Source organism: Bacillus sp. EE-W1, assembly GCF_009760835.1.
GTDB lineage: Bacteria > Bacillota > Bacilli > Bacillales > Bacillaceae_G > Bacillus_A > Bacillus_A wiedmannii.
Genome location: NZ_WIPE01000060.1, coordinates 191,685 through 210,236, shown reverse-complemented (window position 1 = coordinate 210,236; position 18,552 = coordinate 191,685). Strand labels below are relative to the sequence as shown.

The window sequence follows — 18,552 nt, the reverse complement described above, 5'->3', positions numbered from 1 at the left end:
CTTTTTTAGTTTCTATCGGAAGTAGCTCTCCGGTATCATTAATATCAATAGCATCGAGGTTCATGAATATACCCTTTAACTCGACAGTATGAATTTCATCTGTCAATCCTTGTTTATCAAATAATAGCAGTCTATATGGTGAAACATCTCTATTAGCATAAAAGCTAATTGTTTCTGGATTACCATCAATAATTATTTGAGCATTACTATCATACAGTTTGTTAGAAACACCGATAATCCGAAGTTTAGTTCCCTTAAACTTGAATGTTGCAGATATAGCGCTATTGTCAACAGGGCTTGGATATATGGAATTTTTATAACGTGCCGTAGAATTATGATAATTAGTTTGATTGTCTACTAATACCCAATTACCTTCATACTTAATATTGCTATCCGTATCATCAAATCGTTTCCAACCTAGTTCCGGTTGTGTAAGTACATCGCCAACTTTAGCAAGTAAAAATAAGTCCCCACCCAATATATCTATACAATCAAAATCAAATGGATCTTTACCGGTCGTGATTTCTACTGTGTGAACATCCTGGTTTAAGACTGGTGATTCAAATAGTAATGTACAAAATTGATTGGATGTTCCATTTTGGTTATATACATATTGAACACCGTCTATTAGAATCTTAGCTTCCTCATATTTAGAAAGGTTTGTAGTAAATCTTGTACCAAGAATTCTGAGTTGGATTCCTTTAAATTTAAACTTAACTTTTAAACGTGGCATTCCTACATGTTCTTTATATGTAAGTGTTCCGTTATAGTAATCAGTAGGATCTACTGATATTTGTATCCAAGATCCTCCGTCGGGGTTTTCATAAAATATTCTTTGGTCCCTATCATCAAAACGTTTCCAACCAAGTTCTGGTTCTTTTAATCTTTCACCTACTTTAACAGGAGGAATAAGAAATCCACTTCCATTAATATCAATTGCATCTAAATTAATATATTCACCCCATATTGTAACGGTGTGTTTTCCTTCAGTTAGGTCTTTTTTCTCGTACAAAAGAATGGATCTTTCAGTTACTGCGGAATTGAAATTTATTTCATCTAAAATCTTACCATCTATGATGATATTAGCTTTTTTATAACCCGTACTTACTAATCCAATAATCCTTAATAATTTTCCATAAAATGAAAATGTAACACCAGCATTTTCTACAGTGTAATGTATGGAGTTATTATAACTACCGGTATCTGCTAAACTAAAAGACCACGGACCACTATATTTAATATTGATACTTGTATCATCATAGCGGGTCCAACCTGGCTCTGGTTGAAGTAAAGCTTCTCCAACTTTAATTAAAGGCACAAGGTACTCACCATCTTTTAAATCTATAGCAGATAAATTTGATTTCCCAGAATTATTGGCATCAATTTCTACTGTATGAATACCTAAGGGGAGATTTACTTGTTCAAAAGATAGTAGGTCTCCATCTGCATTCCCTCTAAAATTATGGAAACTTGTTTTACCATTTATGGTTATTTTCGTATTCGTTGCAGTGTCGCTAAAGTGCGTTGATATAATTCTGATAGCACTACCATAGAATTTAAATCTTAAATAACCAACATGATTTTTTGTATGTGTATAATCCCCAGAGTCTCTCACTATCCATGCACCTTCCGGATAGTATTTTATAGCTTCTGTACCATCGTCTAATTTTTCATTAAACTTATGTCGCTGCCAACCAGGTTCGGGTTCTTTTAATATTTCCCCTACTTTAGCTTTTTCTACAATACTTTCACCCTGACCCACGTCTATAGCATCCAAGTTTAAATAATAGTCGTACATATCAACAGAGTGAATACCTGGACTAAGGTCAGTCTTTTCAAATACAACAACAGTCTTTACAGATGAGGGTTTATCAACTCTAGGTATGTCGTAAGTAACTCCGTCAATTACTATTTTGGTGTTATCAAAATAAAGTCCATCTGTTCTATATGCTAGGATTCGTAACTTGGTACCCGTGAAGTTGAAAAATACATGACCTAATTTATCTTTGTCATTATTTTTTATATGGTAACTACCCAGATAACCGTCACCGGAAGACTGGTTATTATAAATTTGCCAATTCCCTTCATATCTAATAGCACTATTTCTATCATCAAAACGACTCCAACCTGGCTCCGGTTGTGTAAGTACATCACCGACATTTGCGCTTAAATCCGCGTAATCAACAGCAGTTATAAACGTATAAGCAGTTCCAGGTGCCCCAGAAGCATATCCATTTGTGGTTACTTTAACGTTATGTTCACCTTTAATTAGATCTAGTTTCTCAAATACGACAAGAGAATATTCGCTAGAATAAGCAGGTACCGAGCCAACATAGCTTATATTATCTATAGTGACTGTAATGTTATATGCATGAGTTGTAAAATTTTTTAATAAAATACGAACTGAAGTCCCTGTAAATTTAAAATAAAATGAACGACCTAATGTATCACCAACATACCAGGCACTATTCTGCTCTAATCTGTTAGTATCACCTACTGCACGCCATTTATCACCCGTAATTTTATTATCTAGGTCTACATTTGAAAAAAACATACCTGGTTTTGCATTTTCTAAAAAGCAATATTCACGAGTCCACCCTGGTTCTGGTTGCAATAGGTTTTTTCCTAATTGTCTTGCCATTTTATCACTCTCTCTTTATCTCGTTTTCTTCCAGTTTGAATTTGTCCACCAAGATTGACGGCTATGACGCAGCCATAACTTCGGATCATCATTTTCCTTTTCGATAACTATTAATTCATCTGGTTTTACTGTATCTAGCACTCTCTCCATTTTGAATAGTTCATTATCCTCTAGAACTGATTCTCGTTCTGGTGTACGTTTAAATCGTTCATATTCCTCTATAACGCTCCCTAATTCATGTTCCCTATCAAATATACCTACTTCATTAACTACAACTTCTACACTAGCCTGTCGTTCTAATAATTCTTGTTCACTACCGATTGCATATTGTTCAGATTCCCTTGCTGCATCTACAGTTTCAATTACATTTGTATCTGTTGTTATAACTTCCTTATCAGCTGGTGTTATGTCAGAGATAATTCCGCCTTCAAATTCACGTATAAAGTTAAAGGACTCTTGCTCCGTAATAAAGGCTTGTTGTATCGCTTGTTTATAAGAAATGTCTAATGATATATGTTCAGCATCTAAGATAACTGGAACGATGTCAGAAGCTACTTCTTTAATAACTGCAGTTGTATGTTCTTTCATTGCTTTTTCAGATTCAATTGTTTGTTGTATTTGCATTTGCATTATTTGTAATGTTTTAGAAGTATCTTCGAAAAGTGTAATTCGTGTTTCTAGTTCTTTTCGGATACGACCAAATAAATCGAATTCCGGAAGATATACAGGGATCCCCATACCTTCAAATAAATCAAATTCTTCTATAGAAGCCTGTAATTCGTTTGTTATTTTATTAGCCACAGCACTATAATCTACATTGGTAATCATTTCTCGTGCTTTTATTTCGGATGAAGAACTTTCAGATATAAGTACAAGCACTCCTGCATCTTCTTTATCTGCACACTCTAGTTTAATTACATTCGCTTGTAATTCATGTGAGACATCTGCAAATGCTACATCTGATGACGAGCTTTGTATTTCTTTTAATAAACGCTGTGAATCGTCTACATTAATAGTGTTGGCAGTTAATTCGTTTAATCGTTCAAATTCATTGGTGATGATTTTTTGTGTTTCAAATGTATTCTGTATTTTGATTGCATTTGAAGTTACAGATACTTCCTCAACAGATAACACACGAGAAGTGATTTCACTTTCTTGTGAACTTGTAAACGCTGTGACAAACACATTTTCTTTCTTTACAAATTCTTGTGTATTGAGCTTAACAGAAACATGTTCTCTTACAATGCGTTCAAAATGATGAGTTTGTACGATATTGGCATTCCGATCATCTATTCTTTCAAATTCACTAGTTTCGATGTTTTCTATTGTATATACATCCACTTGTTTATTAGAATTTCCTACTGTAATTGAATGTGTAAAAAGCTCATTCATCCGAATAGAAGAGTCAAAGTTTATATGCGTAGCATCTATAACAGGCTCTCTTTTTGCAGTTGTTAAATCTTCACTTGGAAGTAAATCTGCATTTTCTATTATTGTCTTACGTTCAAAATCATGCTGTTTTTCAATGTTCGTTGCTAATTCCCTTTGAATTCTAGCGAACAAGTCGTAATCTGGAAGATAAACAGGAGTTCCCATTCCATCGAATAAATCAAATTCTTCTAAAGAAGCTTGTAATTCATTTTCTGTTGTAAATGTTGCGTAATCATCTGGGAAACGAGTTTCTATTTCTTTTCGTTTTGTTTCACCACAATCTTCTGTGTTAATTAATGCATCAATGGTTGAAGAAACGATATTTGATACAGCACACTCGTTATATTCTCCGTGCATTTCCCTAGTTACAATTGAACTTATATCTCCATAAAATTCTTCGCCATATAGCACACGAGCGACCTTTACCCATTCTGGTAATTCATTAATACCAGCCGCTACGAACTCACGTAATTTATTTTTCAATATATCCTGCTCTATGATTTGAGCTGCATCGTATTCTTTGGTTATAAGTTGTGATTCATTTGCATGATGCACAACTGCGTCGTTTCTTTCATTTGGTCTTTCGCTCTCTACCCCTTCGATATGGTCTATATCGAAAATTCGTTCATGTTGTATGTATTCATCCGCACAAATAAATTGCATTGGCATACTATCAATACGTTGAGACTGCTGGGTTTCTAAATTGGCCACATCAATAATTCGATTTAATTTGAAATCAGTTGAGTCAGAAATAGAAGCATCCATTTCATTTTGTCTTAGTGCTTCTTCAATGACTCTGGATAAGATTCCCTTAGCTCGTACTTTCGTACCAGTAACTGCTGCATTATCTTCCCTAACCGCCTTGTGCCTTGCGTATGGAGCGATGCAAATTGGATAATAAACATCATTCTTATTTTCTGTGTTTGCTGGAGTAATAGAAAAAGAGTAGGTTCTCTCATTTCTATTGGGTCCAGAGCCAACGATGACAACATGACTTTTTTCTTTGGTACATATAGAAGGGGAAGCAATAGAATAAACTTTTTCACTCATTCTTCTGCTACCCCCTTATTTTTAGATATCTTCTTTGTAGATCGCTAAGCCAATTGGATTGAAAGGCGTTGCTTTTGCTTGCGTCATAGGCGAAACAGGTGTGGTCGGTAATGTATAGCGGTATAATTGCGCCATTTCATAATAAGCGATAATTTCAGCGTCATTTACCGGTGGTTCATTAAATGTAATGGTTTTATCATCGGAATTGTACACATATTCTTCCTTTGGTACCTCTATACAAGATCGTAGTAACTTTAAGGTATCACCTTTAGGTTTATGTTCTAAGTGGAACACTTTACGCGCCCCGTCACCTTTTCCTAACACTTCATTAGAAACTGTTTTTTCAATTTCTAATTCATCAGCTTGCTGTATGTTTTTCGGATGAACAGCATAGACATCATCTAATTTACCTACATACCCATCATTAGGATGAACAATATACACTTGAGATAGATGATATTTACCACTATACACAGACGGATTAAAGCGCCCCTGACCATTATCAACATCCATATTATGAGTAATGAAAGAAAGATAATGATGTTGGTACATAGAGCCTGTATAAGATTGTGCTAATTGTACCGTTTCATTACCGTTACTTGTACTTTCTCCGTAATCTATCGTTGTATTTCCGACCTTTTTATTTGCAGAATATACAAATTGGTCACCTGTACGACAACCTGCTGCGATTATCATATTTCTTCGCGGAGCATTTTCAAATGTATACATTCGGCCGATATAAACAGGGACGAATAAAGCACGAACGGGAGCAGGTGTTGGATCTACACGCATAAACATTGCTATACGATCTCTATTGGCATTGCCGTACAGATAAACCACTGAATCTCGCTTCCAATCTCTTGTAAAGCGTCGTTCGGGTGTAAAGCTAATTGGTGTATAGGGTGAAGGATTTGCGAAATTAAGCGCTGAATATACTTCACCCATAATGCTTAACATATCCTCTGTATCAAATGATGTTTTTGCCGTTAGTGTATCTATTGTTCCATCTGCTTTAGGTTCAACTGTATAGAATCCAGCCATTTTAATATTTTCTGTACTTGCGGGTGCCTTTTTAAACACAACTTTTGTTTCTGTGTATGTGTATTCTTCTGGTGGAATAATCACATCATTTTTATAAAAAATGGTACGAGACTCATCAAAATTAGGGAACGGATATTGAAACTCCGTTTTGGTTCCATTCCCATTCCCTAAATTACTTGATTGATCCGATAATTTTAATTCTTTTTCAATAAAATACTTACTATAAGTGAAGAAAATCATGTCGTTAGAAGGTTCGTAAGCATCACTAGCAAGTCTACATTCATATGTAATTTTATCGTTTTTCGCTGGTGCATCAGTAAACTTAATTTCCCCAGTATGTGCATTTATTGTGTAACTTTTTTTATCTTTCACGATACTATTTATATAAATAATAAGAGAGCTTTCCGTTACTGGAAATACAGGCATTTGAAATGCTTTCTTTGTCCCATCTCCTACACCTAATTTTCCTAAGGGAGAATCAGCTGTAATGTATCGATTATCGGTAAAATCAGTTACATTTGTATCATACGCAGTAGCTACTCCTAATTTTCTACGTTCCCCATCACTACCAGCTGCTTCAAATAAACGAACATCAATAAATTTACTAATCCCACTACGAATACGGAAAAATAGCTTTCTATCCCATCCATTAGTAGTAAATATTTTTTCCAATTCAATCGGTAATGTTTGTAAATACGATATTTTATCAAACCACATATATATTCATCCGCCTTTATCTTGTTTTTTCATAGATTCCTAAACCAGCTGGTCTATAAGCAGTAGCAGGTAACTTTGTAATTGGTGAAATTGCATCGACCGTAAAGAAACGATAAATGTCATGAGTATCTGGACAAGTATTTTGTCTTACTTTCAATTTATCCCCATTTAATAAACCTAAAGGAGATAGTAGAACGATATAAGGCATATAACCACGAACACCTTCTTCTGGATGAACAATATACGCTCGTGACGTATGGACTTTATTGCTGTAAACAGAAGGGTTAAATTGATATTTGTATTCATCATTTTCATGATTCTGCCACGCGTTCGGATACTGGCCACCTGTTGTACTTTTTCTATCTGGTGGCATCATGTTAGGTGGTACATTCCAAGCTAGATAATGTGCTTGATATCTTGCTCCAAAACGTGATCGCTTAATTATGATGTTATCTATACCATTACCTGGGCTTTTAGGATACGATTTTGTTCTCGGCATATATTTTTTAACATCCCTAAATGGAGTTTTACTTTCAAAGTCATATTTATGCGAGTTCGCTTCTGGCCCTTCGTCATAAGCTGTTCCCGCCCATAGAGCATCAGCGATTGTGTCATCAGCTGCATAACTTTCTAATTTCCCCATATAAACAGGAATAACAGGAACAGAGTTATTATCAAATGCAGGTGTTTTGTCTGCTTGTATCAAAAGTACGACACGAGATTTATCTACTTGTCCTGTAATACGAACCATTGAATCTGGCCACCAATTCGAATCGGCATCTATATTTGTTAGTTTAGGATTTCTAAAAGAACACTTTACCCAAGGTGACATCATGAGTTGTGGAGCATCAGTGTATTCATAAGAGTAATTGTAATAAATTTCACCTGTACTCGGATTTTTGCTTGGAGTTTTTATTTCTTTAACATCGGATAATTCAACATCAATTATGGATTGGAATTCAGATCCGTCCTGAGCGCCCATAGGGATTAAACTGTTGTCTTGATAATTTGGAATTTGTTCTATCATGTATAGATAAATACAAGAACGATCTTTATACCTTGGATTATTTTCTACGTAAGATCGAAATTCTGTTTCACCTTTCTCTGTAGACAAATCAATATCTAATTTTGTTTTAGTTTCCCAAGCCGAGGTCTGCACGATTCCGTACATACCACCATCGGAATTTTGCAAAATAACGTGTTTTGCACACCAATATTTATACAATTTAGTAGTTTTACCTGAAATTGGTTGCTCTTTTTCTTTATAAATGTATTTATAAAAGATTTTGACTTTCTTCCAACCGTTTTCAGTCATTAAATTTATGAGTGAATCTTGAAATTCTGCTTCTGTAACGATTTTCTCAACGTATGCCATTTATTTCACACTCCTAATCTTTTAATAGTTGATAATTAAGCCACACAACTTTTTTCTCTGCAGATGCATTGTGATATTCGAACTTTAGCTCGGCATTAGCAGGTATAGGTTTTACAATAGAGAAATTAAACCCCTCCGGCACATCTTTTACATAAATGTCTTTAAACACTTGTTGGCCATTAACAAATAAATTCCAGTAGTCCGAATCACTGTAATGTGAAGCAGCAACAGAAAAAGCAATCATTTCTGTTTCGAATGCCAATGAAAACTTATCTATATGAATTTCATCATGAATACCAACCCTACGCCCTTGTATGAATGGCTCTGTTTTTGTAGGGAAGTAAGGCGCATCGAATCTTCCACCTGCCATATAATTAATTGCAAAACTCATAAGTACGCCTCCTTATCTTAAAAAGTGCAATTCAAACCAAACAGTTTTAGCAAGAATTCCTTGGTTATGGAATCGGAATACAATCGTGTCTCCTGTTTTAACCGCTTTATAAACCATAAAGTGCATCCCTTCTGGAAGACGCTTTGTATAAATATCTTGGCAAACAGTTTGTCCATTCACGATTAAATCCCATTTATCATCTAATTCGTAAATGGAAGAACTAACACTAATTGCGTAAATCTCCATGTCTGCGGGTAATATATATTTCACTTCATCCGTTTTATATGATGTGGAATCCATAATGAATCCAGGTACGAATGGTTCTGTTTTTGTTGGATGAAAAGGTGGATCTAATCGACCACCGGCTAAATAGGTTGTTTCAAACAAGAGCAATCACCCTTTTTCTTATATTAAAAAATTCCCGTGCATCATTACGACACATCGGGAATTGTTAAATCAGATAGTATACCGTTACCTTTATTAAGAAGTCTCGGCTGCACACGCTCTAATTGCTTTTGTGCATTGTATATTAATTGTATCTCCATTTCTTTTCCTGTTACTTTATGAGAGACAAGAACCTTTTCTAGCATGCTGTGTGCATTAAAAGCTAAATCATAGTGTAAATATTTATCTCCATCGACTGCAGATAAACGAGCACCATCACGAATAAGCGTATATCCTTCGGTCATGCCTTCTTTAAATACGTCATTTGGATCATTACCAGGTATTGGTTTTCCACCGCTGTAAAATTCCCTATCAATTAACCCTTTCATTAAATACATAATAGGATCATATAAGTTTTTTTGCATTATCATTGAATCACCCCTAATTTACCCTCGTAACAGACCAAGTTTTTGCTGGTCGTTGGATATAATAGTGATCTTTGTTTTGATTTACCCGAGGAAATGATAAATCCGGTAAGGAACCATAATCAAACAAGATATTATTTTGCTTATCTAGTACTTGCAAACGTCCTGTAAGAATTCCTTTAGGGTTTCGCACTGCTTCAAATACGATAATATTCACGCCATATTCAAGCGGAATATCAACATACGTCGGATTGTTTCGGATGAAATAATTTTCTTCGATTAATTTATCATTACAGTAAATATTTAATAAATCGCCATCCTCTACATCCCAATCCCAAAGTTTTAAACGTAATGTATCTACATTTACTGTAATACCAGTTATATCTGTATATGGAGCTGGTTCATACCCATAGTTAACAGATAAATCTAAAGTTTGATAGAATCCATCATCAGCAGATATCATGGTATTAATTCCTTTAACAAAGTAGTTCCATTGTTGCCCAGAATCTCTATTGTAAACAGAAACCACATCGAATAATTGAATCCTAGGATCTCCAATGACCGCTACAGTTAATGTTCTGAACTTCTGGATTGCTTTTAAATGATAAGCTGCAGCAACCGCTCGTCTTGCAAAAAACGTTGTCGCCCAGGGAACTTCTATCATTTCCTCTCGTAAATCACCCTGCGATACATTTTTTAATAGAAACGAATTAAGAAATCCGTTTGCATAATCTCCACATTTAACAACAATGCTATTACTTATATCCTGGTCAGTTAGCTGCATATCTAAAGAGATAAGGTTTTCGCCTTCTCTAAAACTAAACTTTGCAGGCTCATTAATTGCATAGTCTGGCATTTTCATAAATGTACAACTTCCGTCTGGTTCGTGTTTAATATAATGGAATGTTGTATCTATGATATCGCGAACAATCTCATCCCATTTTTGAAATCTCTTTCCTGTTGCTCCTTCAATAACCCAGCTTTGATTTGTACCGGGAATGTTTACCCTACTTCCGTGTAATGTAACTCCTGCTTTTTCAAGGAAGAATTTCACTACATCATACACATTACCGGTAGGTGCAACAATTTCATCTGATCCCGGCGTTGGAATTACTGATTTTTGTAGAACCTTTTTATAAGATGTTGTGCAGGTAACTGATATTGTGCCGCTTTCGGCATTCACCTTTACGTCAGATACAAAACCATGTATATACGGTAAAGCTTCTTCACCATAACCGATAGAAACCTTAAACTCAGTCTGCGGATATAGTTGGTTTGTGTTTGTTACTTCACTGTTGTAAAACCATTCTTGAATGGAAGAAAACTTACCATACCAGTTATCAGGTGCCATTTGCCCATATTCATTAGCAAAGGTAATAGAAAATGTACTTGCGAACTGATCTGCGTTCTCCTGCACTTCCAGGCTCATTACACGATGTTGTATTTGTACATAAGAAGAAGATTCTCTTTTTTTCATATAAACAATTAAATTAGGAGCATTATTCCCCACTTGGAAATAGCTCCCCAACATTCTGATTAAAGAAATAGATCCTTCTCTCACATTCCATCAACTCCAATACCTGCTTGTGACATAGATATTAATTTACACTTTGCTATTACTAGCGTTCCTTTACGTATTGCATCAACTTCATTAGGCGGAATAATACCACCATAGGTACCGTAATCACCTGTAATAATATGAGGGCGATATATTTCACTCATGAACTCACGCCAATGACTGATATCATTGAATAAAGCAGTAAATTCTACTTCACATCCTTTATTACCAGTACTTTGGTAACGAGGATATCCATGCATAACATTGTAATTTTTTAATCCGTTTAAGGATTTAGGCATTTTCGTTTGTTCAATCATTGCAATTGTAGGTATAGGTCCATATGCATGATAATAAACATCACGCAAATAGGCTATGTCAGAAGAACCGTAACCGCTTGTTGTAAATTCAATTGTTTGTGGCCCTGCGCCAACAAAAATTTCTCTTGCTTCCCAGGCATAAGCACCTCTTGCTCTAAATTTTTCAATACCATTTACCCGAACAATAAAGTATTTATCTGGTAACATACCATCAGAACCAATAGGAACTTGGGACATAAAAGAAAAGTTATATGTCCCAGGCCATGAAAAATTAATAGTATATTTAATTGTACTTTTTAATTCTGTAGCATCCCATAAGAGATGATATGAACCAGCTCTTCTATGCAATGTTTTTAATATACTCATACATTCCGCACCGCCATTCCCATTAGATCGTCAGCAACTACGTTTTGTAGTAATTTTCTCATTTTCACAAAATCCTCTGCGGTTTGCAATTTTTCAACAGCAACCTTGAATGTAGCATTTTGAATTGTAACACCTTTATCTGTTTTCTTTTCAACAGAAGAGTGCCCCGCAAATGGATGTGCAGCTTTTCCAATCATATCAGCAGAATGTGCCCCCATTTGTCCAATTCGGGTAGATACATCCGTTACTAGTTGCATCGGTTTCGGTGGAACTACCGCTTTATTTAACAATCCAGAAGCCTTGTCCACAGCCGGGATCATTTTTTCCATCCCTACACCAAGACCTTCTGTAATATATCCGCCGTACTCCATCATTAGACGAGAAGGAGATTTTATACCAAAGAAACTTTTAACCGCTTTTGGTATTCCGTCTACAACGCCTTTAGCTTTATCAACAACCCAGCCAGCCATAGATGTCATACCTTTACCAATACCAGCAATAATATCTTTCCCCCAGCTTACAGCGTCGTTTGCTATCCCCTTAACTATAGAACCAACTTTACCGAATACATCCTTTACTGTATCAACAATACCGTCAAACGCTCCGACGATAGCTTTTTTAATTGCTGCAAAGTTACTTACTATGAAATCTTTAATAGCACCAACAACACTAAATATTGTGTTTTTTATCTTATTAAAGTTATCCACCACAAAGTTAACAAATGTCCGAACAGCAACTATTATTGTTTCTTTAATAAAATTCCATGCGGTTACAATAATAGACTTTACGATATCCATTACAGTCGTAATTGTGTTTTTAATAAAATGAAATGCTGTAACCACAAAATTCTTTATGGACTCTAATACAGTTATAAAAATTGTTTTAATTACATTCCAAATCGTAGAAACAACCGTTTTTATTCCATTCATTACAGTCGTAATTATGCTATGAATTGTTTGAAACACACTACTTACAACTGATTTTAAGAAGTTTAATACAGTCGTAAAAATTACCTTTATTCCATTCCACGCTGTAGAAATGACGGTTTTTATCCCATTCATCACAGTCGTAATTATGCTGCGAATTGCTTGAAATGCACCACTTATAAATGATTTCAAAAAGTTTAGCACCGTTGTAAAAACTATTTTTATGATATCCCAGCCAGTTTTAAAAATATTTTGCCATGTTTTAATAGCAGTAGAAATATAGCTTTTAATAAATTCTAAAGCAAACTTAACAACACCTTTTATTACGTTTAGCACTGTATTAAATATCGTTTTTATTAAATTCCAACCAATTTCAAATGTCTTTTTCCATATGTTGATATACATTGTAATGACAGTAGTAATTATTTTCCATGCCCCGCTAAGTATTTTATCTATAAACGATACCGCAGATTGGAATACTTTTTTTGTTCCTTCCCAAAAACTTGAGAAAAACTTTGACAAGCTATCCCATACTGACTTCGCGACTTTAACGATAGCATCCCAGCCTTTAGAACAAATATCACTGACCCATTGTACTGCCTGCTTTGTATATTTCACAATTGAATCCCAATTTTTATACAGCACATATACTAAAGCAACCATTGCAATTATTGCAATGCCCCATGGGCTTAATACTAATGAAAACATTGATTTTCCAAGACCAGTCAATATTTGTGCAAACTCACTAAAAACTTTTATAAGTTTTAAGGCATCTTTAATAATCGCCGTAATTGCACCCGGTATTTGCATTAATGTTTTAACTATATTTACAAGGCCACCAATGATTTCACTCGCCTTGGATATAAGACTAGAAACAGATTTGATTAACTCAACCGTTTGCTTCAACGATGGTATTACTATATTGGAAATCTTCACGACTTGTTGAGCGATAGGTTGAATAGTTCCAGCCAAACTCTTTGCATCTTTTTCAGTTAACCCAAGCATATCCTGTAGTTTTTTTTGAGAACCTTCCAAATCGTTAGCAAATTGTAAAGCTTTGCTATTGACTTGTTCTATCGGTTTTGTGACTTTATTTGAAATAGTGTCACCAAACGTTTGCATTTGCTTGCTAATATTCCCAAGAGAATCTGCTGATTTTTGGATTTTTTCTTGCATTGTATTAGAGGCTTTTTGCACTCTCTCTTCAAACTTTTCTACACCTTTATATGCCTGATCCGCTTTGTTACCAATCTTCCCAAAAACATTGGTCGCTCCGTTACCAAATTTTTGAATTTGGCCATTTATTTGATTAAGTACTTCTGCTGGTTTTTGAAATTTTTCTTGTATGTTCTTAGAAGCCTTTTGTAAACTTTCCTCAAACTTTGCTAAATCCTTATAAGCTTCATCTGCTTTAATTCCAATTGTACCAAACAACTGGAATACTTCTGTAAACATTCACTCCCCCCTTTCTAACTAGGAAGTTTTTTATTCCTGATCGTCTTCAAACTGAAACTCTGCAATCAGCTTATTTGCATGGTCGATACATTCCTCTTTGGACCAAACTTCCATAGTCTCATTTTCTTCCCCATCTGACGTAGAATCCGTAAGTCCAAAAGCTTGCAAATAGTCATGAAAAGTTGTTCCTTCTTCTAATTGCCTTGTTTGAAATCCGATAAAGGCCATCTTTTTCCATTCATTTAATTCTTCTTGCTGCTCTTCCTGACTAATAAAAGAAAATAAGTCCATTAAACGAGAATACGGTATGGATAAGACATAATCATCTGTCCATCCATACCGTTTTTGGACTTTATCAAAAGCCCTTAGCATATTTTGCTCTGTTTCTTCTATGTATTTATTAGAATCCTTTTCTACATTTCTTTTTTGTTCCATTTGAGACTTTGAGATTTGATTAGACCCTTGACCTGATTGAAAAAAGACATTAAATCTTCACTTTCTAATAATCCTTCAATAACTGCTACCATGGCTTCTGGTGGTAACTGATCGAATTCTTCACGCTTAATCTGTAATAGACTAGAGAAAAATTCCGAAAACTCATCTTCACATTCCGGAATCATAGACAATAATTGAAAGACAAACTCTAAACCCTTTTCTTTTTTTTGTTTTTCAATTTCATTTAACTGTTCTTGTTGCTCTTCATTCATTTGGGCCAATTGGATTTTTTCATCGATTTCATTCTTTTCTTTCCCAAACTCCATAAAATCAGTCATTGCATGACGACCAACTTTAGAAATAATCTTAGTAAAACGCCAAACATCTTTTACATTTAAACGTCTCATCTTCATCTTCTGACCTGAAATTGTAATTTCTGTACCATTATGCATCATTTTTTCTAGCATTGTTGTCATATTCACTATCTCCTTTTATAACCTAAAAATAAAACCTACAACTTATTTACTTGTTGTAGGTAATTTAGGTGCTTTTTTCTTTGGTAAATAAATTTCATAAGGGGGTGTATTAGGCGAACTTTCGCTATAATGACCAATAAATTTGCATTTAAGTCCTACAGTCCCTTTACCATCTTTTAAATCAATTTCTACAGAAGAAACTACCATTGCATTTCGGATAACAAAAATAACCGGAATATCACTTCCTGAAACTACTCCTACTATTGCAATATCACTATAACTTGTGTCTTTAATTTCATTGGTTGGTTTTACAATGTTATAATCGTTATCAGTCGTACTATCTACATCTACGCCTGGTAGAGCTAACTCTAAATTTTCTTTCGTAAACTCTACAAGTGTAACCTCCATATGTGGTTCATCTTTTAATAGCCATTTTCCACGAACTAGTTTTCCTAAAACACCATCAATATCAGCATCATAGTATTCTCTAGTAAACCCCACTTTACAGCCACCTGTAGTAGCTCCTAACATCTCACCTAGGTCTTTTACACTTTTAAAACCTTTATACATTACACCCGGTCCAATAACAAAATTATCAGTTGTACCCTCACGTACACCATTAATAAGCTTCCAACTCATTTTTTTCCCTCCTTAATATAATTCCATTCTTCCTACCCGTACAAGAAACTTAATACTAATATGAATAATTGATGGATCTTCATCTGGAACTGTAATACTGCCTGCTCGATGAATCGTAATAATACCAGAATCTCTTAACAATCCCGCTTCTCTGTCTAACAAATGTTCTATTCGCCTTGAAATTACATCCGCTTTTTCATAATCACCTTGGCCACAATATATATCAAAAGTGAGGATCATACGATCAATTACCTCTATATCATCCGGATTATTAGATTCAATTCTCATTACCACATAAGGCATTTTCATATCATTTTGTGCAGTTTGAAATGTTAGAGCGGGCTCTCCTTCATATTTCGATAGATTACTTTGCACAATTGTATCTTTCTCAATAATATTTCTAATTGTTGCAATCGCTTTTGTCGTCATTGTTCTCCTCCCAATGTCCTTTTTAATTCCCCACGCTCTTTTTCAAACGTTTTTAAGAAAAAAGGCCGGGCTTCTACAGTACTTGTACCATTTTCGACATACACCGCTCTTTTTAATTGACTTCCAATCGTTCCCACTACTTCGTTATCTGTAATATGTAAGCCATATTTAATAGAATCTTGTAATTCTCCCGTTCTAGAAGCAAATGTCTCTCCTGGTTTTGAAGCAATATATGTGCGACTTGATCGTGGAATTTTATACTTCACACCATTGTGATTACCTGATACTGTTTGTTTCATTTCTCGTTGCAGTTGATTGCAAGCACTTATAATTCTTTCTACCATTATTTTATTAAGTTGTTCTTTAACTTGTTCTACATTACGTGTAACCATGAATTCCGATGTATTCGTCATTTTATTCCAACAACTCACAATACAATTCAATATGGTGATTTAAAAATGATGGATTTCTTGGTTCTCCTCTTACCTCAAATACATAATCATGAAAATAGATTACATCATTTGTATGGATGTTATGTTCTGCAGAAGTATAAATTTTAAAATTCGGCTCAAAATTTTGTTTATTTCTTTTTAACCTTTCATTATCTACCGCTGTGTGTGTTGTTACACGACACTTCATTCTTTCATAAATAATGACAGGCTCTTCTTTAAAATTTCCTGCCGGCTGTTTTACCTTTTGATTCCTTTTCACAGTTACTTCATGTATATATAATTCTTCCATATTTAATGTTCACAGCCTATTCTTTCATTCATAATGCTATTAAAGGGTTTCTACTTCGGTATTTTTTTAATACTTTTAAAATCTTTTTATTAACAGTTTCCTCATCTAGCGATTCAATATTTATTTCATATGAATAATCTCCGATATTTGCTGATTTTTTCATATTTTCATATTGTAGATTTGTTCGAATTACCGCATAACACGTCATATCGATGATGCATTTTTTCATTAAAGTCAAAAGCCCATCATAATCTTGTATTGTATACTCAAACTCATATAATTGATTCTCACTTAAACCATATACAGTGCAACCATCAGAAAAAACTGAACTGGTAACTTCTTCTCCAGAACCAATATGGATTACCTTGATCAAATTTTCTGCTCGAAAAGAAAGCCAAGCCAATTTACTTGTTCTAACTTTCTCTTTCATTGGGTTACTTGGCTTACTTCTCAAATAGTTTTTAGTAATCAATTCATATTGACTAATGAGCTCCTGGATTACCGTATCGGGCATTCGTTGAACATTCACCCTGTTCTTTATGTCCTGTACAGTAATTTCCATCCTTCCACCTCTTTTACTTCTCTTTCTTTTTAACCTCTATACTATCTATTAACTTAAAATGTCCTGTACTCAGTAAATAGTTTGCTTTCTCATTTGCAACCTTTTCCTTCACTCCGTTAAAAAAAGTATAGCCATATGCAGTATATGTACCGCCTAATTTCAATTCTATAATCTTCATATGCAAATTACCTTACTTAATTTCCAAATTTATCAGGAATATTAGTAAGAATTGCTACTGCGTCCATTTCTTGAATAACTGCATCATCATCCAAATGAATAACATAGAATCGCTTATCTTCCATAACAGCAGATTTTCCTTCTACAGTCTTACGAACTCGCGTGTCATACGTATTTACCGCAATAAAGTTTTTAGGATCTGCAAAAATAATTACATCATCTTGAATAGAAGGGACTGTGACAATCTCATACCCCAACGGCTTATTAACTTGATCCCCTGTACCTAATAACGCAGCATCGCCTAAGCCAGTTGAACGAGTTGTTAAATATTCAATCCACTTCTCTCTACGAGCAGGTGACATAATCCACTTTAAACCTTCATTTTTATATTTATTAGGCATCGCCTTAGATAAATTAAAGATCGAGTCTTTACTAAACCCAGCGCTAGCTTCAGCATCTCCCGTTCCCGTCACTAATTTAAAATGATCCACAATATGAGATTTACTTGATTGTTTAATTTGTTTTAACCAGCCATCATTAATTTGTAGAAATGGATCCTCTGAAGTTACATCCCCATTCCAATGCAGGTCTTCAAGGTCAATACCTAACTGAGTTGACATTAATGTCATAACAGTATCTTCATATCCTTCACCTTCGATATTTTCTCGAAGTAGCTCCTCCGTTATCTCCCATGGTAAACGAATAGAAACTGTATCATATTCAACTTTCGACGTTTCTACACCTGCTCGATAGCCATCATCACTATTTTCCACTTTCCTACGCAAAATTCGACCACCGATTGCAATTTTATCTAATTCACCTTTTTTCGCTTTACGAATCTCTTTGCGATGCAATTGAGAAAATGGAGTTGCATCAAATACCATTCGGAAAAATTCTTTACTTTGTTCCGGATATAATAGCCCCGCTTTCATTCCTCCTGTTGTCATTGTACTCTTTTCAATTCGTTCAATACGTGCTAATAATTCTTTATTATTCATAGATTCATTTCTCCTTAT

Annotated in this window: 18 protein-coding genes and 1 pseudogene; all 19 read right to left on the bottom strand. The window is 34.7% G+C overall.

What is annotated here, in order from left to right:
* Positions 1-2,641, bottom strand: a pseudogene (locus GFJ36_RS12515) (hypothetical protein); the annotation flags it as partial.
* Between the two features lie 15 nt (positions 2,642-2,656).
* A complete protein-coding gene (locus tag GFJ36_RS12510) occupies positions 2,657-5,122 on the bottom strand; it encodes a hypothetical protein (protein WP_098230553.1) in 2,466 nt (821 codons plus the stop codon).
* Between the two features lie 21 nt (positions 5,123-5,143).
* Positions 5,144-6,880 (bottom strand): hypothetical protein, encoded by a 1,737-nt coding sequence (locus GFJ36_RS12505; RefSeq protein WP_098230552.1) that lies wholly within the window; start codon positions 6,878-6,880, stop codon positions 5,144-5,146.
* 16 nt (positions 6,881-6,896) lie between these two features.
* A complete protein-coding gene (locus GFJ36_RS12500) occupies positions 6,897-8,255 on the bottom strand; it encodes a hypothetical protein (protein WP_098230551.1) in 1,359 nt (452 codons plus the stop codon).
* Positions 8,256-8,268: 13 nt separating this feature from the next.
* Positions 8,269-8,646: a Low copy number virion structural protein gene (locus GFJ36_RS12495; protein ID WP_098230550.1), complete on the bottom strand. Its 378-nt coding sequence runs from the start codon at positions 8,644-8,646 to the stop codon at positions 8,269-8,271.
* A 12-nt stretch (positions 8,647-8,658) separates the two neighbouring features.
* On the bottom strand, positions 8,659-9,033 hold the full coding sequence (locus GFJ36_RS12490; protein WP_098230549.1) for a Low copy number virion structural protein: 375 nt from the start codon (positions 9,031-9,033) through the stop codon (positions 8,659-8,661).
* 44 nt (positions 9,034-9,077) lie between these two features.
* A complete protein-coding gene (locus tag GFJ36_RS12485) occupies positions 9,078-9,461 on the bottom strand; it encodes a hypothetical protein (protein WP_016513542.1) in 384 nt (127 codons plus the stop codon).
* A gap of 10 nt (positions 9,462-9,471) precedes the next feature.
* A complete protein-coding gene (locus GFJ36_RS12480) occupies positions 9,472-11,016 on the bottom strand; it encodes a hypothetical protein (RefSeq protein ID WP_098230548.1) in 1,545 nt (514 codons plus the stop codon).
* Positions 11,013-11,696, bottom strand: a complete 684-nt coding sequence (locus GFJ36_RS12475; protein WP_098230547.1) for a hypothetical protein — start codon at positions 11,694-11,696, stop codon at positions 11,013-11,015. Before GFJ36_RS12475 ends, GFJ36_RS12480 begins: the two co-directional genes overlap by 4 nt.
* Positions 11,693-14,077: a phage tail protein gene (locus tag GFJ36_RS12470; protein ID WP_098230546.1), complete on the bottom strand. Its 2,385-nt coding sequence runs from the start codon at positions 14,075-14,077 to the stop codon at positions 11,693-11,695. The genes GFJ36_RS12475 and GFJ36_RS12470 overlap by 4 nt, the downstream gene beginning before the upstream one ends.
* 30 nt (positions 14,078-14,107) lie before the next feature.
* Positions 14,108-14,512 (bottom strand): hypothetical protein, encoded by a 405-nt coding sequence (locus GFJ36_RS12465; RefSeq protein ID WP_098230545.1) that lies wholly within the window; start codon positions 14,510-14,512, stop codon positions 14,108-14,110.
* On the bottom strand, positions 14,491-14,988 hold the full coding sequence (locus GFJ36_RS12460; RefSeq protein WP_098230544.1) for a hypothetical protein: 498 nt from the start codon (positions 14,986-14,988) through the stop codon (positions 14,491-14,493). The genes GFJ36_RS12465 and GFJ36_RS12460 overlap by 22 nt, the downstream gene beginning before the upstream one ends.
* Positions 14,989-15,030: 42 nt before the next feature.
* A complete protein-coding gene (locus GFJ36_RS12455) occupies positions 15,031-15,627 on the bottom strand; it encodes a hypothetical protein (protein ID WP_000118567.1) in 597 nt (198 codons plus the stop codon).
* A 12-nt stretch (positions 15,628-15,639) separates the two neighbouring features.
* Entirely contained in the window at positions 15,640-16,056 is a 417-nt protein-coding gene (locus tag GFJ36_RS12450; protein ID WP_000208342.1) for a hypothetical protein, read from the bottom strand.
* Positions 16,053-16,469 carry an HK97-gp10 family putative phage morphogenesis protein gene (locus GFJ36_RS12445; protein WP_098230561.1) on the bottom strand — a complete coding sequence of 139 codons (417 nt, stop codon included), beginning with the start codon at positions 16,467-16,469 and terminating at the stop codon, positions 16,053-16,055. Before GFJ36_RS12445 ends, GFJ36_RS12450 begins: the two co-directional genes overlap by 4 nt.
* A gap of 1 nt (position 16,470) precedes the next feature.
* Complete coding sequence (locus tag GFJ36_RS12440) at positions 16,471-16,797, bottom strand: hypothetical protein (RefSeq protein WP_000392019.1); 327 nt, start codon at positions 16,795-16,797, stop codon at positions 16,471-16,473.
* A gap of 28 nt (positions 16,798-16,825) precedes the next feature.
* Entirely contained in the window at positions 16,826-17,359 is a 534-nt protein-coding gene (locus GFJ36_RS12435) for a hypothetical protein (RefSeq protein WP_000406978.1), read from the bottom strand.
* A gap of 13 nt (positions 17,360-17,372) precedes the next feature.
* Positions 17,373-17,537 (bottom strand): YqbF domain-containing protein, encoded by a 165-nt coding sequence (locus GFJ36_RS12430; protein ID WP_000691127.1) that lies wholly within the window; start codon positions 17,535-17,537, stop codon positions 17,373-17,375.
* A 16-nt stretch (positions 17,538-17,553) separates the two neighbouring features.
* A complete protein-coding gene (locus GFJ36_RS12425; RefSeq protein WP_098230543.1) occupies positions 17,554-18,534 on the bottom strand; it encodes a phage major capsid family protein in 981 nt (326 codons plus the stop codon).
* Positions 18,535-18,552: the final 18 nt, after the last annotated feature.